Origin of the sequence: Sulfurisoma sediminicola, assembly GCF_003865015.1 — a bacterium.
GTDB classification, from domain to species: Bacteria; Pseudomonadota; Gammaproteobacteria; order Burkholderiales; family Rhodocyclaceae; genus Sulfurisoma; species Sulfurisoma sediminicola.
The window spans coordinates 339163-357630 of the sequence record NZ_BHVV01000001.1; the positions used below are offsets into that span (position 1 = coordinate 339163).

Annotated in this window: 23 protein-coding genes; 17 read left to right on the forward strand and 6 right to left on the reverse strand. The window is 66.3% G+C overall.

Going from position 1 to position 18468, the window contains the following annotated elements:
- Positions 1-9: 9 nt before the first annotated feature.
- The 9 genes from EJE94_RS01565 (at position 10) to EJE94_RS01605 (ending at position 6754) form a co-directional block, all read left to right on the forward strand.
- Positions 10-1242, forward strand: coding sequence for a type II secretion system F family protein (locus EJE94_RS01565; protein WP_121239741.1), 1233 nt, complete (start codon positions 10-12; stop codon positions 1240-1242).
- Between the two features lie 16 nt (positions 1243-1258).
- The gene (locus tag EJE94_RS01570) at positions 1259-2101 is read left to right on the forward strand and encodes a prepilin peptidase (RefSeq protein ID WP_121239742.1); all 843 of its coding nucleotides are present in this window, start codon (positions 1259-1261) and stop codon (positions 2099-2101) included.
- Positions 2102-2223: 122 nt separating this feature from the next.
- Positions 2224-2484, forward strand: a complete 261-nt coding sequence (locus EJE94_RS01575; RefSeq protein ID WP_121239743.1) for an FmdB family zinc ribbon protein — start codon at positions 2224-2226, stop codon at positions 2482-2484.
- A gap of 23 nt (positions 2485-2507) precedes the next feature.
- Positions 2508-3143, forward strand: coding sequence for a DUF502 domain-containing protein (locus EJE94_RS01580; protein WP_121240524.1), 636 nt, complete (start codon positions 2508-2510; stop codon positions 3141-3143).
- Positions 3144-3205: 62 nt separating this feature from the next.
- Positions 3206-5005: an aspartate--tRNA ligase gene (gene aspS, locus EJE94_RS01585; RefSeq protein WP_121239744.1), complete on the forward strand. Its 1800-nt coding sequence runs from the start codon at positions 3206-3208 to the stop codon at positions 5003-5005.
- A gap of 1 nt (position 5006) precedes the next feature.
- Entirely contained in the window at positions 5007-5348 is a 342-nt protein-coding gene (locus EJE94_RS01590) for a guanyl-specific ribonuclease (protein ID WP_121239745.1), read from the forward strand.
- Positions 5345-5785: a barstar family protein gene (locus tag EJE94_RS01595; RefSeq protein ID WP_121239746.1), complete on the forward strand. Its 441-nt coding sequence runs from the start codon at positions 5345-5347 to the stop codon at positions 5783-5785. The genes EJE94_RS01590 and EJE94_RS01595 overlap by 4 nt, the downstream gene beginning before the upstream one ends.
- Before the next feature lie 4 nt (positions 5786-5789).
- Complete coding sequence (gene nudB / locus EJE94_RS01600) at positions 5790-6269, forward strand: dihydroneopterin triphosphate diphosphatase (protein ID WP_121239747.1); 480 nt, start codon at positions 5790-5792, stop codon at positions 6267-6269.
- A gap of 62 nt (positions 6270-6331) precedes the next feature.
- Positions 6332-6754, forward strand: coding sequence for an Hsp20/alpha crystallin family protein (locus EJE94_RS01605; RefSeq protein WP_207855637.1), 423 nt, complete (start codon positions 6332-6334; stop codon positions 6752-6754).
- A gap of 48 nt (positions 6755-6802) precedes the next feature.
- On the opposite strand, the gene EJE94_RS01610 is transcribed toward EJE94_RS01605, so the two are convergent.
- Positions 6803-7552, reverse strand: a complete 750-nt coding sequence (locus tag EJE94_RS01610) for a YdcF family protein (RefSeq protein WP_121239748.1) — start codon at positions 7550-7552, stop codon at positions 6803-6805.
- Between the two features lie 65 nt (positions 7553-7617).
- Between EJE94_RS01610 and argB the strand changes: the two genes are divergently transcribed.
- From argB to slmA, 3 genes are read left to right on the forward strand one after another with little or no spacing between them, the layout of a single operon-like run.
- Positions 7618-8502 (forward strand): acetylglutamate kinase, encoded by an 885-nt coding sequence (gene argB, locus EJE94_RS14695; protein ID WP_243642491.1) that lies wholly within the window; start codon positions 7618-7620, stop codon positions 8500-8502.
- The gene (locus tag EJE94_RS14700) at positions 8499-9143 is read left to right on the forward strand and encodes a pyrimidine 5'-nucleotidase (protein WP_207855639.1); all 645 of its coding nucleotides are present in this window, start codon (positions 8499-8501) and stop codon (positions 9141-9143) included. The genes argB and EJE94_RS14700 overlap by 4 nt, the downstream gene beginning before the upstream one ends.
- Complete coding sequence (gene slmA / locus EJE94_RS01620; RefSeq protein ID WP_121239749.1) at positions 9143-9730, forward strand: nucleoid occlusion factor SlmA; 588 nt, start codon at positions 9143-9145, stop codon at positions 9728-9730. Before EJE94_RS14700 ends, slmA begins: the two co-directional genes overlap by 1 nt.
- Here slmA and hemB read toward each other — a convergent pair.
- Positions 9716-10729 (reverse strand): porphobilinogen synthase, encoded by a 1014-nt coding sequence (gene hemB, locus EJE94_RS01625; RefSeq protein ID WP_121239750.1) that lies wholly within the window; start codon positions 10727-10729, stop codon positions 9716-9718. The two genes, slmA and hemB, sit on opposite strands and share 15 nt — an antisense overlap.
- Before the next feature lie 257 nt (positions 10730-10986).
- Complete coding sequence (gene yihA / locus EJE94_RS01630; RefSeq protein WP_121239751.1) at positions 10987-11616, reverse strand: ribosome biogenesis GTP-binding protein YihA/YsxC; 630 nt, start codon at positions 11614-11616, stop codon at positions 10987-10989.
- Between the two features lie 121 nt (positions 11617-11737).
- Between yihA and EJE94_RS01635 the strand changes: the two genes are divergently transcribed.
- Positions 11738-12385, forward strand: coding sequence for a c-type cytochrome (locus tag EJE94_RS01635; protein ID WP_121239752.1), 648 nt, complete (start codon positions 11738-11740; stop codon positions 12383-12385).
- A gap of 78 nt (positions 12386-12463) precedes the next feature.
- Here the strand turns inward: EJE94_RS01635 and EJE94_RS01640 are convergent, their stop codons facing one another.
- Positions 12464-12772, reverse strand: coding sequence for a hypothetical protein (locus EJE94_RS01640; protein WP_121239753.1), 309 nt, complete (start codon positions 12770-12772; stop codon positions 12464-12466).
- Between the two features lie 165 nt (positions 12773-12937).
- Here EJE94_RS01640 and msrP point away from each other — a divergent pair, with 165 nt between their 5' ends.
- The 4 genes from msrP to EJE94_RS01660 are packed head-to-tail and all read left to right on the forward strand — an operon-like array spanning position 12938 to position 16583.
- Positions 12938-13852, forward strand: a complete 915-nt coding sequence (gene msrP / locus EJE94_RS01645) for a protein-methionine-sulfoxide reductase catalytic subunit MsrP (protein ID WP_121239754.1) — start codon at positions 12938-12940, stop codon at positions 13850-13852.
- A complete protein-coding gene (msrQ, locus tag EJE94_RS01650) occupies positions 13852-14532 on the forward strand; it encodes a protein-methionine-sulfoxide reductase heme-binding subunit MsrQ (protein WP_121239755.1) in 681 nt (226 codons plus the stop codon). Before msrP ends, msrQ begins: the two co-directional genes overlap by 1 nt.
- A 3-nt stretch (positions 14533-14535) precedes the next feature.
- Positions 14536-15222 carry a response regulator gene (locus tag EJE94_RS01655; RefSeq protein ID WP_121239756.1) on the forward strand — a complete coding sequence of 229 codons (687 nt, stop codon included), beginning with the start codon at positions 14536-14538 and terminating at the stop codon, positions 15220-15222.
- Positions 15222-16583 (forward strand): sensor histidine kinase N-terminal domain-containing protein, encoded by a 1362-nt coding sequence (locus EJE94_RS01660; protein ID WP_121239757.1) that lies wholly within the window; start codon positions 15222-15224, stop codon positions 16581-16583. Before EJE94_RS01655 ends, EJE94_RS01660 begins: the two co-directional genes overlap by 1 nt.
- A gap of 24 nt (positions 16584-16607) precedes the next feature.
- On the opposite strand, the gene EJE94_RS01665 is transcribed toward EJE94_RS01660, so the two are convergent.
- Together EJE94_RS01665 and bioB are read right to left on the reverse strand one after the other, a co-directional pair.
- Positions 16608-17423 carry a methyltransferase domain-containing protein gene (locus EJE94_RS01665; protein WP_121239758.1) on the reverse strand — a complete coding sequence of 272 codons (816 nt, stop codon included), beginning with the start codon at positions 17421-17423 and terminating at the stop codon, positions 16608-16610.
- Positions 17423-18412 (reverse strand): biotin synthase BioB, encoded by a 990-nt coding sequence (gene bioB / locus EJE94_RS01670; protein WP_121239759.1) that lies wholly within the window; start codon positions 18410-18412, stop codon positions 17423-17425. Before bioB ends, EJE94_RS01665 begins: the two co-directional genes overlap by 1 nt.
- Positions 18413-18468: the final 56 nt, after the last annotated feature.

Consider the following 18468-nt stretch of genomic DNA (forward strand, 5'->3'; position numbering starts at 1 on the left):
GGCGAGCCCATGGCAACCGCAGCAAAGAAACCGGCGCTAACCGCAGTCAAGGAATTCACCTTCGCTTGGGAAGCCAAGGACAAGGGCGGAAAGATCGTACGCGGCGAAATGCACGCCACGACGGAAACGGTCGTCAACAGCATGTTGCGGCGCCAGGGCCTCCTGCCGGTCAAGGTCAGGAAGCAGCGAATCAAGGGCGGCGGCAAGGTTACCGACAAGGACATCACGCTGTTCACCCGCCAGCTGGCGACGATGATGAAGGCCGGCGTGCCCCTGCTGCAATCTTTCGACATCGTCGGCAAGGGTCACAGCAATCCTGCGGTGGGGAAGCTGCTGCTGAGCGTCAAGACGGACGTCGAGACAGGCTCCTCTCTGGCCGCCGCCTTCCGCAAGTATCCGCTCTATTTCGACAAGCTGTTCTGCAACCTGGTCGCCGCCGGTGAACAGGCCGGCATTCTGGAACAACTGCTCGACCGCCTCGCCACCTACAAAGAGAAAACCCAGGCCATCAAGGCCAAGATCAAGGGCGCACTGTTCTACCCGGTGGCCATCATGGTCGTCGCCTTCCTCGTCACGGCGGTCATCATGATTTTCGTGGTCCCGGCCTTCAAGGAAGTGTTCAAGAGCTTCGGCGGCGACCTGCCGGGCCCGACCCTCGTCGTCATCGCCATATCGGATTACTTCGTCGCCAACTGGTACGTCATCTTCGGCGCGGTCGGCGGCGCCATCTACACCTTCTTCTACACCTGGAAGCGCTCCAAGGCCATGCAGATCTTCATGGATCGCCTGGCGCTCAAACTGCCGGTCTTCGGCGACGTGATCCTCAAGGGCACGGTCGCGCGCTGGACGAGAACCTGTTCGACGATGTTCGCCGCCGGCGTGCCGCTGGTCGAGGCCCTGGACTCGGTCGGCGGCGCCTCGGGCAACTACGTCTACGAAAGCGCGACCCGCCAGATCCAGGCCGAGGTCAGCAGCGGCACGAGCCTGACGGTGGCGATGCAGAACGCCAACGTCTTCCCGAACATGACGATCCAGATGGTGTCGATCGGCGAGGAATCCGGCCAGCTCGACAGCATGCTGTCCAAGGTGGCGGATTTCTATGAACAGGAAGTCGATGACGCCGTCGCCTCGCTGTCGAGCCTGATGGAACCGATCATCATGGTCTTCCTCGGCGGCCTCATCGGCGGCCTCGTCGTCGCCATGTACCTGCCGATCTTCAAGCTTGGCGCCGTCGTCGGCTAAGTAGCCGCCGGTCTTCATGGCGGTGGATCCCGGCTTGCTGGCGTTGGCGCTTTTCTTTGGGCTGGTCGTCGGCAGCTTCCTGAACGTCGTCATTCACCGCCTGCCGATCATGATGGAACGGGACTGGCTGGCTCAATGCGCCGAACTGCGCGGCGAGGAGGCGCCCGCGCAGGAGCCGCTGTCGCTGGCCATGCCCCGTTCGCGCTGTCCCGCCTGCGGCCATGCGATCACCGCCCTCGAGAACATCCCGATCCTCAGTTACCTCGCGCTCGGCGGGCGCTGCCGCGGTTGCCGCGTCCGCATCAGTCCGCGCTATCCGCTGGTCGAGGCGTTTACCGGCATCGCCTTCGCCCTCGCCGCCTGGAAATTCGGGCCGAGCGCCGCCGCCACCGGCGCCATGCTGTTCGTCGCGGCGATGATCGCCCTGACCTTCATCGACGTCGACAAGCAGCTGCTGCCCGACGACATCACCCTGCCGCTGCTCTGGGCCGGGCTGCTTTTCAATGCCTTCGGCGTGTTCACCGACCTGAGAAGCGCGGTACTCGGCGCAGCCGCCGGTTACCTGCTGCTGTGGTCGGTCTACTGGCTGTTCAAGCTCGCCACCGGCAAGGAAGGCATGGGTTTCGGCGACTTCAAGCTGCTCGCCGCCATCGGCGCCTGGACCGGCTGGGCCATGCTGCCGCTGACCATCCTGCTCTCGTCATTCGTCGGCGCCGTCGTCGGCATCGCGCTGATGGTGGTGGCCAGGCACGGCCGCGACGTCCCCATCCCTTTCGGCCCCTACCTAGCCGCCGCCGGCGTCATTGCGCTGTTCTGGGGCAAGCCGCTGACCCAGACCTACCTGCAGCTGCTGCTCTAGCTTGAAAGGCCGGGCGCAAGCCCCATTTGTCCAGTGGTCTTTCCAGGTGACGACGGGCGAACACGAAGTCCTTTTGCCTGAAGCCCTTACGCTATAATCGACCCCTTTTTACGGAGGCGACCATGCCCATCTACGCCTATCGTTGCAGCAGCTGCAATTTCGAGCAGGACGTCATGCAGAAAATGGCCGACGCACCGCTCACCACCTGTCCCGAGTGCAAGGCCGAGGCCTTCACCAAGCAATTGACCGCGCCCGGTTTCCAGCTCAAGGGAAGTGGCTGGTACGCCACCGACTTCAAGGGCGGATCCTCGGCCTCGGCCAAGCCGAAGAGCGACAACCCGCCGCCCTGCCAGGGTGGAAGCGGTTCCTGCGGTTGCAACTGACAACACCCTTCGTGAAGAAGCCCTTGCGCAAGTACTTCGTCACCGGCCTGCTGATCTGGGTTCCCCTGGCGATTACCGCCTGGGTGCTTTCGCTGATCGTCCGCACCATGGACCAGTCGCTGCTGCTGTTGCCGCATGCGATCCAGCCCGAGCAACTGCTCGGCGTCTACATCCCGGGCATCGGCGCAGTGCTGACGCTCGCCGTCGTGCTGCTGACCGGGGTCGTCACCGCCAACATCATCGGTCAGAAGATGGTGCGCTTCTGGGAGGGCGTGCTGGCACGCATCCCGGTGGTGAAGTCGATCTATTACAGCGTCAAGCAGGTCAGCGACACCCTGTTCTCGGGCAGCGGCGAAGCATTCCGCAAGGTGTTGCTGGTGCGCTACCCGCACCCCGAGGCGTGGGCAGTCGCCTTCCAGACCGGCACGCCGACGACCGACGTTTCCCAGCACTGCGACGACGAGGTGGTCAGCGTCTTCATCCCGACCGCGCCCAGCCCGGTCAACGGCTTCTTCTTCTTCGTGCGCCGCCGCGACACCGTCGAGCTCGACATGAGCGTCGACGATGCCCTCAAATACATCGTCTCGATGGGCGTCGTCGCGCCCCCCCTGCGTGGCAACGGCAATCCGAACCTGATCGGCCGCGCCCAGAACGAATGAATCAACCGCGGCGCCGCCGAAGCACCGTGTTGCCGGCGCCGACTTTTTGAATCGAGAACTCCATGCGTACCCACTACTGCGGCCAGCTCAACGCCAGCCACATCGACCAGATCGTCACCCTCTGCGGCTGGAACCACCGGCGGCGCGATCACGGCGGCGTGATCTTCATCGACCTGCGCGACCGCGAAGGTCTCGCCCAGGTCGTCTGCGATCCCGACCGTCCCGAGATGTTCGCGCTGGCCGAGTCCGTGCGCGGCGAGTACGTGCTCAAGATCACCGGCAAGGTGCGCCGCCGTCCCGCCGGCACCGAGAATCCCAACATGCCTTCGGGCGAAGTCGAGATCCTCTGCCATGAGCTCGAAGTCCTCAACGCCGCGGTGACGCCGCCGTTCCAGCTCGACGACGACAACCTCTCCGAGAACGTGCGCCTGGTCAACCGCGTCATCGACCTGCGCCGGCCGCAGATGCAGAAGAACATGATGCTGCGCTACAAGACGGCCCGGGCCTTCCGCCGCTTCCTCGACGACAACGGCTTCATCGACATCGAAACGCCGATGCTGACCAAGAGCACGCCGGAAGGCGCCCGCGACTACCTCGTGCCCTCGCGCGTCCACCCGGGCCAGTTCTTCGCCCTGCCGCAATCGCCCCAGCTGTTCAAGCAGCTGCTGATGGTCGCCGGCTTCGACCGCTACTACCAGATCGTCAAATGCTTCCGCGACGAGGACCTGCGTGCCGACCGCCAGCCCGAATTCACCCAGGTCGATATCGAGACCTCGTTCATGGACGAGGCCCAGATCACCGCCATCATCGAAAAACTCATCCGCTACGTCTTCAAGGACGCCATAGCCGTCGATCTGCCCGATCCCTTCCCGCGCATGAGCTATGCCGAGGCCATGCGCCGCTTCGGCTCCGACAAGCCGGATCTGCGCGTGACGCTGGAACTCACCGAGGTCACCGACGCGGTGCAGGACGTCGCCTTCAAGGTCTTCTCCGGCCCCGCCACCAGCGGCGGCCGCGTCGCGGCGCTGCGCATCCCCGGCGGCGCCACGCTTACGCGCGGCGAGATCGACGGCTACACCGAGTTCGTCAAGATCTACGGCGCCAAGGGTCTGGCCTACATCAAGGTCAACGACGCCTCGAAACTGAACGAAGAAGGCCTGCAGTCGCCCATCGTCAAGAACATCCACGAGGCCGCGCTCAAGACCATCGTCGAGCGCACCGGCGCCCAGTCGGGCGACCTGATCTTCTTCGGCGCCGACAAGACCAAAGTGGTCAACGACGCCCTCGGCGCACTGCGCAGCAAGATCGGCCACGAGAAGGGCTACCTCAACGGCAAGGCCTGGGAGCCGCTGTGGGTGGTCGATTTCCCCATGTTCGAATACAGCGAGGAAGACAAGCGCTGGACCGCCTGCCACCATCCGTTCACCTCGCCCAAGGACGGTCACGAGGAACTGATGGCGACCAATCCGGGGGAATGCCTGGCCAAGGCCTACGACCTGGCGCTCAACGGCTGGGAAATCGGCGGCGGTTCGGTGCGTATCCACAAGGCCGACGTCCAGGCCAAGGTGTTCGAGGCGCTGGGCATCGGCGAGGAGGAGCAGCGGCTCAAGTTCGGCTTCCTGCTCGACGCGCTGCGCTACGGCGCGCCGCCGCACGGCGGCCTGGCCTTCGGCCTCGACCGCATCGTCACCATGATGACCGGCGCCGAGTCGATCCGCGACGTCATCGCCTTCCCCAAGACCCAGCGCGCCCAGTGCCTGCTGACCGACGCGCCGTCGGGCGTCGACGAGAAGCAGCTGCGCGAACTGCACATCCGCCTGCGGCAAAAGGTCGAGACCCAGGTCGAAGTCGGCAAGGGCTAGCATGCGCGCCGTTCTCGCGCTGCTGCTGGCGGTCCTGCTCGGGACCGCCCACGCAGGCGACGTCACGCTCGCCGAGCTGCCGCGCGAGGCGCAGGACACCCTGCGGCTGATCGCCCAGAACGGCCCATTTCCCCACAAGCGCGACGGCGTCGTCTTCGGCAACTACGAAAAGCGGCTGCCGATCATGCCGCGCGGCCACTATCGCGAATACACCGTGGCAACGCCCGGCGCCCGCAACCGCGGCGCCCGCCGCATCGTCTGCGGCGGCGCGCAGCCGTGGCCGGCGGCGACCTGCTACTACACTGCCGACCACTACCGCAGCTTCAGGACGATCCGCCCATGAATGAGCGTTTCCAATCCATTCTCGCCCGGGTCGAAGATGCCGGCGTCTATCACATGCCGGCCGGCGCAGAGGACGCACTGATCGCCGCCGCCGAGCACAGCGGCTACTTCGTCTTCCGCGTCGACCTCGGCAAGGCCCGCGACAAGGATGGACTGCTTGAGATCATCGGTCGCAGCATGGCCTTTCCCGAATGGTTCGGTCACAACTGGGATGCCCTGCTCGACTGCCTCGCCGACCTCGGCTGGCGCCCGGCCGAGGGCTACATGGTGATGCTCGAGCATTGCGACGGCATCCACGGCCGCGCCGAGGCCGACTTCGTCCAGACCCTGCAGGTGTTCGAAGCCGCCGCCAACGAGTGGCGCGAGCAGGGCATCGCCTTCTGGTGCTTCGTCGACATGCAGGCCGACGGCATCAACTGGCTCACCGACATTTCCTGAGCCGATGGCCGGCAGCAAGAAACCGGTCTCCGTCCTCGTCGTCATTCACACCCCGCAACTGGGGGTGTTGCTGCTCGAGCGCGCCCGCTTCCCCGGCTACTGGCAGTCGGTCACCGGCAGCCAGGAGGGCGACGAGCCCCTCCGCATTACAGCAGTCCGCGAGGTGGCCGAAGAAACGGGGATCGCCTGCCGTCCCGCCGACCTCGACGACTGGCATCTTTCCAACCGCTTCGAGATATTCGCGCAATGGCGCGACCGCTACCCGACGGGCGTCACCCACAACATGGAGCATGTCTTCAGCCTCTGCGTTCCTGCGAACACCGCGGCGACGCTCGCCCCCGACGAGCACGCGGCCAGCCGCTGGCTGCCCTGGCGCGAGGCCGCCGCCGCCTGCTTTTCCTGGACCAACCGCGATGCCATCCTCATGCTCGGCGCCGGCGCACCGCAAATTGCCCGTGGCGGCCGATTGTCCCTTGAAATTTAAGACCTTCGTACATATTCTGGATTGTGATCTGTCGTTCCCGCAAACCAGCCAAGGAGGGCATCATGAGCAATCTCACCCGTTACGATCCGCTTGACGACCTCTTCCGTGGCTTCTTCGTCCGCCCCGTAGATTTCGGGCAGGCTCCCGAGGCGCCCACGGTCAAGATCGACGTCAAGGAACAGGAGAAGGCGTTTGTCGTCCACGCCGAGCTCCCCGGCATCAAAAAGGAAGACATTCACATCAACATCGACGGCGCGACGATATCGATTTCCGCCGAGCGCAAGCAGGAAAAGGAAGTCAAGGACGAGAAGGACCCGACCCGGGTGTTGCGCACCGAGCGCTATTTCGGCAAGGTTTCGCGCACCTTCCAGCTTGGCCAGGACATCGACGACGCCAAGGCCGCGGCGAAGTTCACCGACGGCGTGCTCGAGTTGACGCTGCCGAAGAAGGCCGCGGCACGCACCAAGCGGCTGGTCATCGACTGAGGCCTGGAACGGGCGATTCGAAACGGGGCTGCGGCCCCGCTTTCCATTTCAGCCGCGCCATGCGGTCCAGACCAAACCGATCCATTCGTGCATGGCGTGGCGCGAGGCCAGCAAGCCTTCGGGCCGCGGCAGGAAGTCGAGCGGCGTCAGCGGCGCGCGGTGGAAGAAAGTCGGCGCCGGCGTCACGGCGATGCCGGCCGCGGCGAAGCTGCGCATGGCGCGGGGCATGTGCCAGGCGTGGGTCACCAGCAGCACGCGGGACACCCCGTCGCGCCTGAGCAGCTCGGCCGAGAAGCGCGCGTTCTGCCGCGTGTCGTCCGATGCTCCCTCGACCCAGCGCACGGGAACGCCGAAGTCGTGGATCAGAGCCGCGCGCATGGTTTCGGCCTCGCTCAGGTCGCCGCCGTCCGGCTTGCCGCCGCTCACCAGCAGCGGCAGGCCCGTTTCCCGCTGCAGCCTTGCGGCATAGCGCAGGCGCAGCAGCGTTTCCTTGCCGGCAGTGTCGCCGCCATACTCCGGGGCCTCGCGATAGCGGCCGCCGCCGAGCACGACGATGGCCTGGGCCTGCCGCATTGCCTCCGCGTTCACCGGTTCGCCTTCGAGCGTGCGCAGCAGCGCATCGCCCACCACCGGCAGCGACAACACGAACAGCAGCAGCGCACCGGCGCCGACGAGGCCCCGCGCCAGCCGCGGCCGGCGCCGCCATAGCGCCCAGCCCAGCCCGACCAGCAACAGCGCGTCGAGCGGCGGCAGCAGAAAGGCCGCAACGAGATTGGTGATGAGCCAGGTGCTCGACATGCTCGGTTTCCGGATGAAGGCGAGGCCGCTAGAATGGCCATTTTCACATGTCCGCGGCGAACCCCATGAGCGAGAATCTCTCCCCCACCACCAAGGCCAAGATCCTCGGCGAAGCGCTGCCCTACATAAAGCGCTTCTACGACAAGACCATCGTCATAAAGTACGGCGGCAACGCCATGACCGACCCGAAGCTGCAGGACGGCTTCGCCCGCGACGTGGTGCTGCTCAAGCTCGTCGGCATGAACCCCGTGGTGGTGCATGGCGGCGGGCCGCAGATCGAGGATCTGCTCAAGCGCGTAGGCAAGCAGGGCACCTTCATCCAGGGCATGCGCGTCACCGACGAGGAGACCATGGACATCGTCGAAATGGTGCTCGGCGGCCAGGTCAACAAGGACATCGTCAACCTCATCAACCAGCATGGCGGCAAGGCCGTGGGCCTCACCGGCCAGGACGGCAACTTCATCCGTGCCAAGAAGCTGCTGCTGCCGAACAAGGACAAGCCCGAGGAAATGATCGACATCGGCCAGGTCGGCGAGATCACCTCCATCGACCCGTCCCTGATTTCCTTCCTCGACACCGGCGACTTCATCCCGGTGATCGCGCCGATCGGCGTCGGCCCCAGGGGCGAGACCTACAACATCAACGCCGACGTCGTCGCCGGCAAGATCGCCGAGGTGCTCAACGCCGAGAAGCTGGTGCTGCTGACCAACACCCCGGGTGTCCTCAACAAGGCCGGCGATCTGCTGACCGGCATCACGCCCAGAGACATCGACGCCATGGTCGAGGACGGCACGCTCTCGGGCGGCATGCTGCCGAAGATCGGTTCGGCGCTCGACGCGGCACGCAGCGGCGTGAAGAGCGTGCACATCATCGACGGCCGGGTGGAGCATGCGTTGCTGCTGGAGATCCTGACCGACGAGGGCGTCGGCACGCTGATCAAGTCCAAGTGACTGCGGCCGCGCGCGTCTGGCTGTTCGATCTGGACAACACGCTCCACGACGCCAGCCCGCACATCTTTCCCCACATCCACCGCTCGATGCGCGAGTACATCGAGCGGCTGCTCGGCGTCGATGCAGCCGAGGCGGCGCGCATCCGGGAACGATACTGGACCCGCTACGGCACCACGCTGGCCGGGCTGATGAGGCACCACGGCGTCGACCCGCACCATTTCCTCGCCGAAACCCACCGTTTCGAGGACTTGCCGCGCATGGTGGTCTTCGACCGCGCGCTCGGCACCATGCTGGCGCGACTGCCCGGCCGCAAGTTCGTCTTTTCCAACGCGCCGACCCGCTACGCCACGGCCGTGCTCGACATCATGGGCATGCGGCATCGCTTCGACGGCGTCTGGACCATCGAGCGGCTGCGCTTCGAGCAGAAGCCGAGCCTCGCCGGCTTCCGCCGTCTGCTGTCGCGCGAGAGATTGCGGCCGGCGCAGTGTGTGATGGTCGAGGACAGCGCGGCCAACCTCAAGTCGGCACGACGACTCGGTATGAAGACCGTTCTGATCGCACGCGAGCCGCGCGTTCCGGCCTGGGTCGACCTGAGGCTACAATCCGTGCTCGACCTGCCCCGCCACCTCGGAAAACTCTGATGCGCGCAAATACCGATCCCAAGCTGAGCGAAAGAAAGCTGCAGATCCTGCAGACCATCGCGACCATGCTCGAAGACCCGGCGGGCGAGAAGGTGACGACGGCCGCGCTGGCCGCGCGCCTCGAGGTCTCCGAGGCCGCGCTCTACCGGCACTTCGCCAGCAAGGCGCAAATGTACGAGGGCCTGATCGAGTTCATCGAATCCAGCCTGTTCTCGGTGATCAACCAGATCGCCGCCGACGAGGAGTCCGGCCTCAAGCAGGCGGAGATGATCGTGCTGACACTGCTGCGCTTCGCCCAGAAGAACAAGGGCCTGACCCGCGTGCTCATCGGCGATGCGCTGGTCCACGAGAACCCCCGGCTGCAAGCGCGCATCAACCAGCTGCTCGAGCGCGTCGACGCCACCCTGCGACAGAGCCTCAAGGTGGCGATGAGCCAGGGCACGCTGCCGGCGGCGCACGATGCCGGTGCGCATGCCGACACCCTGGTCTGCTACACGGTGGGCCGCTGGCACCGCTTCGTCAAGGGCGGCTTCCGCGAGGATCCGCTCGCCGCCTGGCCCAGCCAGTGGCCGCTACTCGTCGCGTAGCGCCTCGGCCGCTTCGATGGCGAAGTAGGTGAGGATGCCGTCGGCGCCGGCGCGCTTGAAGCAGAGCAGCGCCTCGAGCATGCAGGCGTCGTGGGAAAGCCAGCCGTTGGCGGCCGCGGCCTTGAGCATCGCGTACTCGCCGCTGACCTGGTAGGCATAGGTCGGCACGCCGAACTCGTCCTTCACCCGGCGCACGATGTCGAGATAGGGCATGCCGGGCTTGACCATGATCATGTCGGCCCCCTCGTCGATGTCGAGCGCCACTTCGCGCAAGGCCTCGTCCGTGTTCGCCGGGTCCATCTGGTAGGTGTACTTGTTGCCCTTGCCGAGGTTGCCGGCCGAGCCGACCGCATCGCGGAACGGGCCGTAGAAGCTCGAGGCATACTTGGCCGAGTAGGCGAGGATGCGGGTGTGGATCAGCTTCTCGCCATCGAGCGCGGTGCGGATGCGACCGATGCGGCCGTCCATCATGTCCGAGGGCGCGACGACATCGGCACCGGCACGGGCATGGCAGAGCGCCTGCTTTTCCAGCGCGGCCAGCGTCTCGTCGTTGAGGACGTAGCCGGTCGGGTCACGCGGGTCGATCAGCCCGTCCTGGCCGTGGCAGGTGTAGGGGTCGAGCGCGACGTCGGTGATCAGGCCGAGTTCCGGGAATTCCCTCTTCAGCTTCGCCACCACCGTCGGCACCAGCCCCTTGGGGTTCCACGCCTCCTCGGCACCCTCGCTTTTCTTCGCCGCATCGATCACGGGAAACAGCGCCAATGCCGGGATGCCGAGCTTCAGCGCCTTCTCCGCCACGGGCAGCAAGCGATCGAGGGTCATGCGCTCGACGCCCGGCATCGAGGCCACCTTTTCGACCTTCTTCTTGCCCTCGAGGACGAAGACCGGATAGATGAAATCGGCCGGGGTCAGCACGTTCTCGCGCATCAGGCGGCGGGAAAAGTCGTCGCGACGCATGCGGCGCATCCGCGTCGAAGGAAATACACCCTTTGGATTCATGGTCTTACCCCGAAAAATCGTTGGAAATTTACTGGAACTTTGCCCGCCATTTTCTATCATAGTTAGCGGATGGTGTTGAGCCGTCCCCCGCTTAACCTCCCTGAGCGGGTGCCTTAATCCCCTTAAGGCGTCTTCGCCCCCGGCCTCCCCCTTTTGGCCGGGGGTTTCTTATTTTGGCTCCGCCAAAATAAGAAACCCCCGCGGGGAAACTTGGGCCCGCCTCCCCCCATCCCCCTCCTCGCGGAGGGGGCGACTAGTCAGCTCGCCTCGGCTTCGCCTGGCTCGATTTTTAGCCACGGGGCGATCACGGCTTCGGCTTCGTCCATGCCGGTCTTTTTAAGGCTGGAGAAGAGTTGCACGGTGATGGGACAGGCGTATTCGGCGGCGATCTTCTTCGTGTCGCGCAGGACCTTGGCCTGTTCCTGCCGCGTCAGCTTGTCCGATTTGGTCAGCAGGCAATGGATCGGCCGGCCGCTGACGGCGAACCAGGCCACCATCTGCCGGTCGAGTTCGGTGAAGGGACGGCGCGAATCCATGATCAGCACCAGGCCGACCAGGTTTTCCCGCTCCGTCAGATAGCGCTCGAGCAGGCCACGCCACTGCCGCCGCACGGCTTCGGGCACCTGGGCGTAGCCGTAGCCCGGCAGGTCGATCAGCGCCGCGCCGTTCTTCATGCGGAAGACGTTGATGAGCTGGGTGCGCCCCGGCGTCTTGGAAACGTAGGCGAGCCGCGTATGGCCCACCAGGGTGTTGATGGCCGAGGACTTGCCCGCGTTGGAGCGGCCGGCGAAAGCAATTTCCGGGGCGTGGGACGGCAGCAATCCGTCCGGCTGGGCGACCGAAATCTCGAAAGCGGCGTGGCGGAAGAGCGAAACGGGCGGCGCCATGGCGGCGTAGGGGTGCAAACCGGGGAATCGGGGTGGGGGATGCGGAAACCGCTGGGGCTAGGTTAGAATAGCATGTTTGTGAATCCCGTCCGCAGTCTGGAACGATGTTAGGAGCCCTGAAATGACCCGCTTTCTGCTGCCGCTGATCGTGGCCGCTGCCGTCGCCAATGCCGCCAACGCCAATGAAGCCGCCAAAGCCGCCGCGCCCAAGGGCGACCCCGCCAAGGGCCAGGCCATCGCCACCACCGTCTGCGTCGCCTGTCATGCCGCCGACGGCAACAGCACCGGCCCCGCCAATCCCAAGCTCGCAGGCCAACATGCCGAGTATCTGCTCAAGCAGATGAAGAACTTCAAGGGCGCCGACGGCAAGCAGCCCGAGCGCGTGAACGCCGTGATGAACGGCATGATCGCCCCCTACGACGAGGCACAGATGCGCGACCTCGCCGCCTACTTCTCGATGCAGCAGCAGAAGGGCGAGCAGGCCAAGAATCGCGAGACCATCGAAAAGGGCCAGAAGCTCTACCGTGCCGGCGACAAGAGCAAGGGCATGGCCGCCTGCGCCGCCTGCCACGGCCCGGCCGGCGCCGGCATCCCGGCGCAGTATCCGCGCATCCAGGGGCAGTACGCCGAGTACATCGAGGCGCAGCTCAAGGCCTTCCGCGACGGCACCCGCGCCAACGACCCGGCCAAGATGATGCGCATGATCGCGATCAAGATGACCGACCCCGAGATCAAGGCGGTAGCCGACTACATCGCCGGCCTGCGCTGATCCTCGCTTCGCTCAGGCAAAAGGGCGGCAGGGAAACCCTGCCGCCCTTTTGCGTTTACCTGCCCCTGCCGACGCTTTTCAGTGCGACAGCCAGCGATAGATGAAATAGACGCCGAGCGCCATCAGCACATAGACAATGGCGTCGGAGAAGGGATGCCCCTTCCCCACCGTCAGCCGGCCGCGGGTCGACATCAGGTACATGCCGTAGCCCCCGATCAGCAGCGGCAGCATCACCATCGGTTTCGAGATGGTCGCTTGCCAGGTGGCGCCCATCAGTTGCCCACCCCAACCGCCTTCGCGGAAGACTTCCCACGACAGGCCGGCGATGCCGGCCATCATCAGGAAGAAGGCGAGAAGCCCCCAAACGTCTGCAAGCGTCCACTTCATGCTATCCCCTGATCGCCTAAAGAAGAATGGCTGACAATGTGGCCGGGATATTACTCCGCACCACGTCCCTTGGCCAGCGCGGCCACGGCGTTCAAACACGGTCTCCAGCATGGTGCGCAGGCTATCATGGGAACCAAAGCGCGAAACGCATGCCTTAAGTTCGAGATGGCCGACAAGCGAATTCCTCCCTCCGAGATCACCCCGCTGCAGATCTATCGCGAACGCCGCCGCTTCATCGGCGCCGCAGGCGCACTCGCCCTGTCCGGCCTGCTGCCCGCGGCGGCTTCCGCCCAGGGACTGCCCGGGCGCAAGAGTGCGCTGTCGACCCTGGAGCCGCCGACGCCGCGCGACGACATCGTCAACTACGGCAACTTCCTCGAATTCGCCTCCGACAAGTTCGGCCACGTCGAGCGCTCCCAGGCAATGGCGGTGCGGCCCTGGACCGTCACGGTGGATGGCCTGGTGGCGAAGCCGCGCCGCTTCGCCATCGAGGATCTGCTCAGGCTGCCGCTGGAGGAACGCATCTACCGCCACCGCTGCGTCGAGGGCTGGTCGATGGTCGTGCCCTGGGTCGGCTTTCCGCTAGCCAGCCTTCTCAAGCAGGTCGAGCCGCTGGGCAGCGCGAAATACGTCGAATTCGTCTCCCATGCCGACCCGGCCATCATGCCCAACGTCCGGCGCCAGCTGCTCGACTGGCCCTACCTCGAGGGCCTGCGGCTGGACGAGGCGCTGCACCCGCTGACGCTGCTCGCCGTCGGCCTCTACGGCGAAGTGCTGCCCAAGTCCAACGGCGCGCCGCTGCGCCTCGTCGTGCCGTGGAAATACGGCTACAAGAGCGCGAAGTCGGTGGTGGCGATACGCCTGGTCGAGCGCGAGCCGCGCACCATCTGGATGAAAGGCGTTCCGGAGGAATACGGCTTCTACGCCAACGTCAATCCCGCGGTCGATCACCCGCGCTGGAGCCAGAAGCGCGAACGTCGCATCGGTGAATTCTTCAAGCGCGACACCCTGCCCTTCAACGGCTACGCCGACCAGGTCGCGCAGCTTTACGCCGGCATGGATCTGCGAAAATCCTTCTGATGCCGATCTCGGACCGCCAGCTCGCCGCCGTCAAGGCCGCGCTCTTCCTGCTCTGCCTCGTGCCGCTGGCGCGGCTCGGCTGGGATGCGTGGCGCAACGCGCTCGGTCCCAATCCGATCGAGGCGATCCAGCGCGGCCTCGGCCTGTGGACGCTGAACCTCCTCGTCATCACCCTCTGCGTCACGCCGCTGCGCCGGCTCTCCGGCTGGGCATGGCTCGTGCGGCTGCGGCGCATGCTCGGCCTCTACGCCTTCTTCTACGCCGCCCTGCACTTCGCCAACTATCTCTGGCTCGACCAGTTCTTCGACTGGAACGAAATCGGCCGCGACATCCTCAAGCGTCCCTTCATCACCGTCGGCTTCGCCGCCTTCGTGCTGCTGCTCCCGCTTGCCGCCACCTCCAACCGCCACGCCTTGCGCCGGCTCGGCGGAAGACGCTGGCAGGCGCTGCACCGCTCGATCTACCCCATCGCCATTCTCGCCGTGATCCACTACTGGTGGCTGGTGAAGCGCGACGTCGCCACGCCGGCGCTCTATGCCATCGCCGTGCTCGCGCTGCTCGGCCTGCGCGCCCTCTGGCGCGACAGGGAACGCCGGGAGCAGCTCGCGGGCAAATATGCGCCGCAACAGCCACCGCGCGTCCGTGGCAGAATCATCCCCATCGTGTCGCAACGGAAATAGGCCATGCGCTTGCTCGTGCTCGAGGATGACCCGCAGGTCGCGCGCGGCCTCCAGGAAGGGCTGACGCGGGCCGGTTTCATGGTCGACCATGTCGTCCTGCCCTCGGCCGCCGACCAGGCCCTGACGCGCGAGGCCTTCGACGCCGCCATCATCGACCTCGGCCTGCCGCAGGAAGACGGCCTTTCCTTCATCCGTCGCATGCGCGCGCAGGGGGTCAAGGTGCCGATGCTCATCCTCACCGCCCGCGACACGCTCGACGACTGCGTCACCGGGCTCGAGCTCGGCGCCGACGACTACCTGACCAAGCCCTTCCGCCTGCCCGAGCTGGTCGCGCGGATCGGCGCCCTGATCCGCCGCAACCACGCCCACGCCACCTCGCTGCTCAAGATCGGCCGGCTGCAGGTCAATCTCGCCACCCACGAACTGCGCCTCGACGACGACCAGTTCGACCTGCCGCCGCGCGAGCGCGTGGTGCTCGAATGCCTGATGATGGCCGTGCCCGACGTGGTGAGGAAGGACCGCCTGATCCAGGCACTGGTCGGCTGGCAGGCCGACCTCACGCCGAACGCCATCGAGGTCTACATCTCGCGCCTGCGGCAGAAGCTCGATCCGCTCGGCCTCGGCATCCGCACCGTGCGCGGCATCGGCTACCGCCTCGAGGAAGCCCGCGGCACGACGCCAGCCGGCTGATGGAGGGCCTGCGCCACCGCCTGCTGCGCTGGCTGCTGCTGCCCTTGGTTGCCCTGACCGCGGGCAGCCTGGTCGTCGATTACGACGTCGCCATGCGGCCGGCAAACGACGCCTACGACGAGGCCCTCTCCAATACGGCACTTGCCTTGAGCTTTTACCTCCAGCGCGAAAACGGCCAGGCCGTACTGAAGCTGACCGAGCGTGCCGACGCCATGCTGCGTGCCGATCGTCTCGACCGCATCGCATTCGCGGTTTTCGATGCCGCCGGCCGGCGTATCGGCGGCGACAGCGACCTGCCCTATTTCGGCCCGGCGGACCGCAACCGTTTCGACGACATCACCCTGGCCGGCCAGCCGATGCGCGTCGCCGTCCTGCCCCATCGTCTTGGCGACGAAGCCCTGCTGATCGAGGTCGCCGAGACCACCCACAAGCGCGACGAACTCAGCCGCCGCGTCACCGCTGCGCTGGCGGGGCCCAACCTGGCATTGATCCTCATCACCCTGGTACTGGTCGGCTGGGGCATCGAGGTCGGCCTCAAGCCATTGGAGCGCCTGCGCCAGCATGTCGCCGCGCGTTCGGCGAAGGACCTCACCCCCCTGCCCCACGAGTCGGTGCCGGAAGAACTGCAGCCGCTAATCGAAGCGCTCAACCGTCAGTTCGCTTTACTGGCCGAAGCGCTGTCGAGCCAGGAGCGCTTCCTCGCCGATGCCGCCCATCAACTCAAGACACCGCTGGCGGCACTGCAGTCGCAGCTCGAACTCGCTATCGGCGACGCCGACCCGGCGTCCCGCCAGCACCGACTTTTTGAAATGCAGGAAGCGCTGCACCGCGTCACCCACCTCGCCCACCAATTGCTGGCGCTGGCGCGCGCCGAACCCTCGGCCGGCCTGCAGGCGCAACGTCAGGCAGTGCACCTGCCCGCTGTCGCCGAGCGCATGGCCCAGTCCCATCTCGACCGCGCCATCGACCGCGGCATCGACCTCGGTTTCGAACTCGAGGAGGCGACGGTCGAAGGTGTGCCTTGGCTGCTGAACGAGTTGCTCGCCAACCTCGTCGACAACGCGCTCGCCTACGTTCCCACGGGCAGCCATGTCACCGTGCGCTGCGGTCGCCGCGGCCAACGCCCCTTCCTCGAAGTCGAGGATGACGGCCCGGGCATACCCTCCACAGAGCGCAATCGGGTCTTCGAGCGCTTCTACCGCATGCCCGAGAGCGCCACCGGCGGTTGCGGACTGGGGCTGGCCATCGTTCGCGACATCGCCGCCGGCCATGGCGCCACGGTAGAAGTCCGTGAAGGCGGCGACGGTCAGGGGGTGCGCTTCACGGTCAGCTTCCCTGTTCCCGCCGCCACCGCGGCTTGAAGCGCGGACGCTGCCTGGCCTTCTTCATCGCCGATGCAGGCGGACGATGGCGCGGCCATCCGGACTTGCGCGCGGGGCCGCCTTCCAGGCATGGCCATAGACGATTTCGAAGCTGGCCGGCAGGCGTTGGTCGACTCGCTCCCAGGCAGCGAAGACCTTGCGCCAATCGCGCCAGCCCATGCGTTCGAACAGAACATCGCGCACGCCAAGGCGGCGCTGATCGGAGAGCAGGCCCCTCGGGGTGGCGTAGGTCAGCGTCACCATCTCCATGTCCATCACCGGATCGGCGAAGCCGGCGGCGACGAGCATGTCGCCGATGTCGTGCATGTCGAGAAAGGTTCTCACCGCGTGCCCCAAGGGAACTTCCTGCGCGGCGGCGCGCAACTCCTTCAGCGTGTCCGGACCGAGCATGGCGAACATCAGCAGGCCGCCGACCTCCAGCGCACGATACAGCTCCGCAAGGGCGGGGCGCGGGTCGTCGAGCCAGTGCAGCATCAGGTTGGACCAGGCGAGACCGAGACTTCCTCCGGCCAGCGGCAGGGCGCGGACGTCGGCGTTGATGGTGCGTGGCGCGCGGCCGCGCAGGTGCTCGAGCCAGCCGCTGCGGCCGCGCACGGCTGCGAGCATGGGCAGGGCGGAATCGATGGCGAGCGGCAGCGCCTGCGGGTAACGTCGCCGCAGCTCGCGGATGCCGTCACCGGTCGCGCAGCCGACGTCGGCGACGCATCGCGGCGCGATCTTCACCAGGTCGAGCCGCTCGGCCATGCGCCGGCCGGTCTCGCGCGCCAGCACCGCCGCATCGTCGTATAGAGCGGCGGCCCCGGCGAAGTCTGCGCGCATCAGATGGCCGTCAGCCCCAGCCGCTCGAACAGCGCGTCGTCGCCAGCCGCTTCGGGGTTGCCGGAAGTGAGCAGCTTCTCGCCGTAGAAGATCGAGTTGGCGCCGGCGAGGAAGCAGAGCGCCTGCAGTTCATCGGACATTTCCTGGCGACCGGCCGAGAGGCGGACGAAGGAGGACGGCATGGCGATGCGGGCGGCGGCGATGGTGCGCACGAACTCGAAGGGGTCGAGCGGCGGCGCGTTCTCCAGCGGCGTGCCGGGCATGGGCACGAGCTCGTTGATCGGCACCGAATCGGGCGGCGGCTGCATGCTGGCCAGCTCGGCAAGCAGCGAGGCCCGCGCGCGGCGCGTCTCGCCCATGCCGACGATGCCGCCGCAGCAGACCTTGAGGCCGGCGTGGCGAACCTTGTCGAGGGTGTCGAAGCGGTCGGCCTGGCTGTGGGTGGAGATCACCTGGCCATAGAACTCGGGCGCGGTGTCGAGGTTGTGGTTGTAGTAGTCGAGGCCAGCATCGCGCAGCTTCTCGGCCTGGCCTTCCTTGAGCATGCCCAGCGTCACGCAGGTCTCCAGGCCCAGACTCTTCACCGCCTTGACCATCTCGGTGACCTGGTCGAGGTCCTTGTCCTTCGGGCCTTTCCACGCCGCGCCCATGCAGAAGCGGGTCGCCCCCTTGTCCTTGGCGGCCTGCGCGGCCACGACCACCTCGGCCACGTCGAGCAGCTTTTCGCGCTCGGCTTCGCCGTGGTGCGCCGACTGCGAACAGTAGCCGCAGTCCTCCGAGCAGCCGCCGGTCTTGACCGAGAGCAGCGTCGAGCGCTGGATGGCGTTGGCGTCGAAATGCTGACGATGCACCTGCTGGGCACGGAACATCAGGTCGGCGAATGGCAGTGCGAAAAGCGCGTCGATCTCGGCGGCGGTCACACGGGGCGCCGGAATTGAGGACGGGACGGACGAAGACGGGGCGTCCTGGCGGACGGCGGCGACGGTCATGGGAATGCCTTCCGAAGGGCCGCCCCGAGGGAGGCAGCGCCCCCCGTGGGGGCAGC

Excerpts from the sequence above, each read along its gene's own strand:
- yihA (WP_121239751.1), bottom strand. The coding sequence starts at position 11,616 with ATGGCGCCGCCCGTTTCGCTCTTCCGCCACGCCGCTTTCGAGATTTCG.
- nudB (WP_121239747.1), top strand. The coding sequence starts at position 5,790 with ATGGCCGGCAGCAAGAAACCGGTCTCCGTCCTCGTCGTCATTCACACC.
- msrP (WP_121239754.1), top strand. The coding sequence starts at position 12,938 with ATGGCCGACAAGCGAATTCCTCCCTCCGAGATCACCCCGCTGCAGATC.
- EJE94_RS01590 (WP_121239745.1), top strand. The coding sequence starts at position 5,007 with ATGCGCGCCGTTCTCGCGCTGCTGCTGGCGGTCCTGCTCGGGACCGCC.
- EJE94_RS01655 (WP_121239756.1), top strand. The coding sequence starts at position 14,536 with ATGCGCTTGCTCGTGCTCGAGGATGACCCGCAGGTCGCGCGCGGCCTC.
- EJE94_RS01570 (WP_121239742.1), top strand. The coding sequence starts at position 1,259 with ATGGCGGTGGATCCCGGCTTGCTGGCGTTGGCGCTTTTCTTTGGGCTG.
- EJE94_RS01635 (WP_121239752.1), top strand. The coding sequence starts at position 11,738 with ATGACCCGCTTTCTGCTGCCGCTGATCGTGGCCGCTGCCGTCGCCAAT.
- EJE94_RS01660 (WP_121239757.1), top strand. The coding sequence starts at position 15,222 with ATGGAGGGCCTGCGCCACCGCCTGCTGCGCTGGCTGCTGCTGCCCTTG.
- EJE94_RS01595 (WP_121239746.1), top strand. The coding sequence starts at position 5,345 with ATGAATGAGCGTTTCCAATCCATTCTCGCCCGGGTCGAAGATGCCGGC.
- EJE94_RS01640 (WP_121239753.1), bottom strand. The coding sequence starts at position 12,772 with ATGAAGTGGACGCTTGCAGACGTTTGGGGGCTTCTCGCCTTCTTCCTG.
- EJE94_RS01610 (WP_121239748.1), bottom strand. The coding sequence starts at position 7,552 with ATGTCGAGCACCTGGCTCATCACCAATCTCGTTGCGGCCTTTCTGCTG.
- argB (WP_243642491.1), top strand. The coding sequence starts at position 7,618 with ATGAGCGAGAATCTCTCCCCCACCACCAAGGCCAAGATCCTCGGCGAA.
- EJE94_RS01565 (WP_121239741.1), top strand. The coding sequence starts at position 10 with ATGGCAACCGCAGCAAAGAAACCGGCGCTAACCGCAGTCAAGGAATTC.
- hemB (WP_121239750.1), bottom strand. The coding sequence starts at position 10,729 with ATGAATCCAAAGGGTGTATTTCCTTCGACGCGGATGCGCCGCATGCGT.
- slmA (WP_121239749.1), top strand. The coding sequence starts at position 9,143 with ATGCGCGCAAATACCGATCCCAAGCTGAGCGAAAGAAAGCTGCAGATC.
- msrQ (WP_121239755.1), top strand. The coding sequence starts at position 13,852 with ATGCCGATCTCGGACCGCCAGCTCGCCGCCGTCAAGGCCGCGCTCTTC.
- EJE94_RS01665 (WP_121239758.1), bottom strand. The coding sequence starts at position 17,423 with ATGCGCGCAGACTTCGCCGGGGCCGCCGCTCTATACGACGATGCGGCG.
- aspS (WP_121239744.1), top strand. The coding sequence starts at position 3,206 with ATGCGTACCCACTACTGCGGCCAGCTCAACGCCAGCCACATCGACCAG.
- EJE94_RS01575 (WP_121239743.1), top strand. The coding sequence starts at position 2,224 with ATGCCCATCTACGCCTATCGTTGCAGCAGCTGCAATTTCGAGCAGGAC.
- bioB (WP_121239759.1), bottom strand. The coding sequence starts at position 18,412 with ATGACCGTCGCCGCCGTCCGCCAGGACGCCCCGTCTTCGTCCGTCCCG.
- EJE94_RS01605 (WP_207855637.1), top strand. The coding sequence starts at position 6,332 with ATGAGCAATCTCACCCGTTACGATCCGCTTGACGACCTCTTCCGTGGC.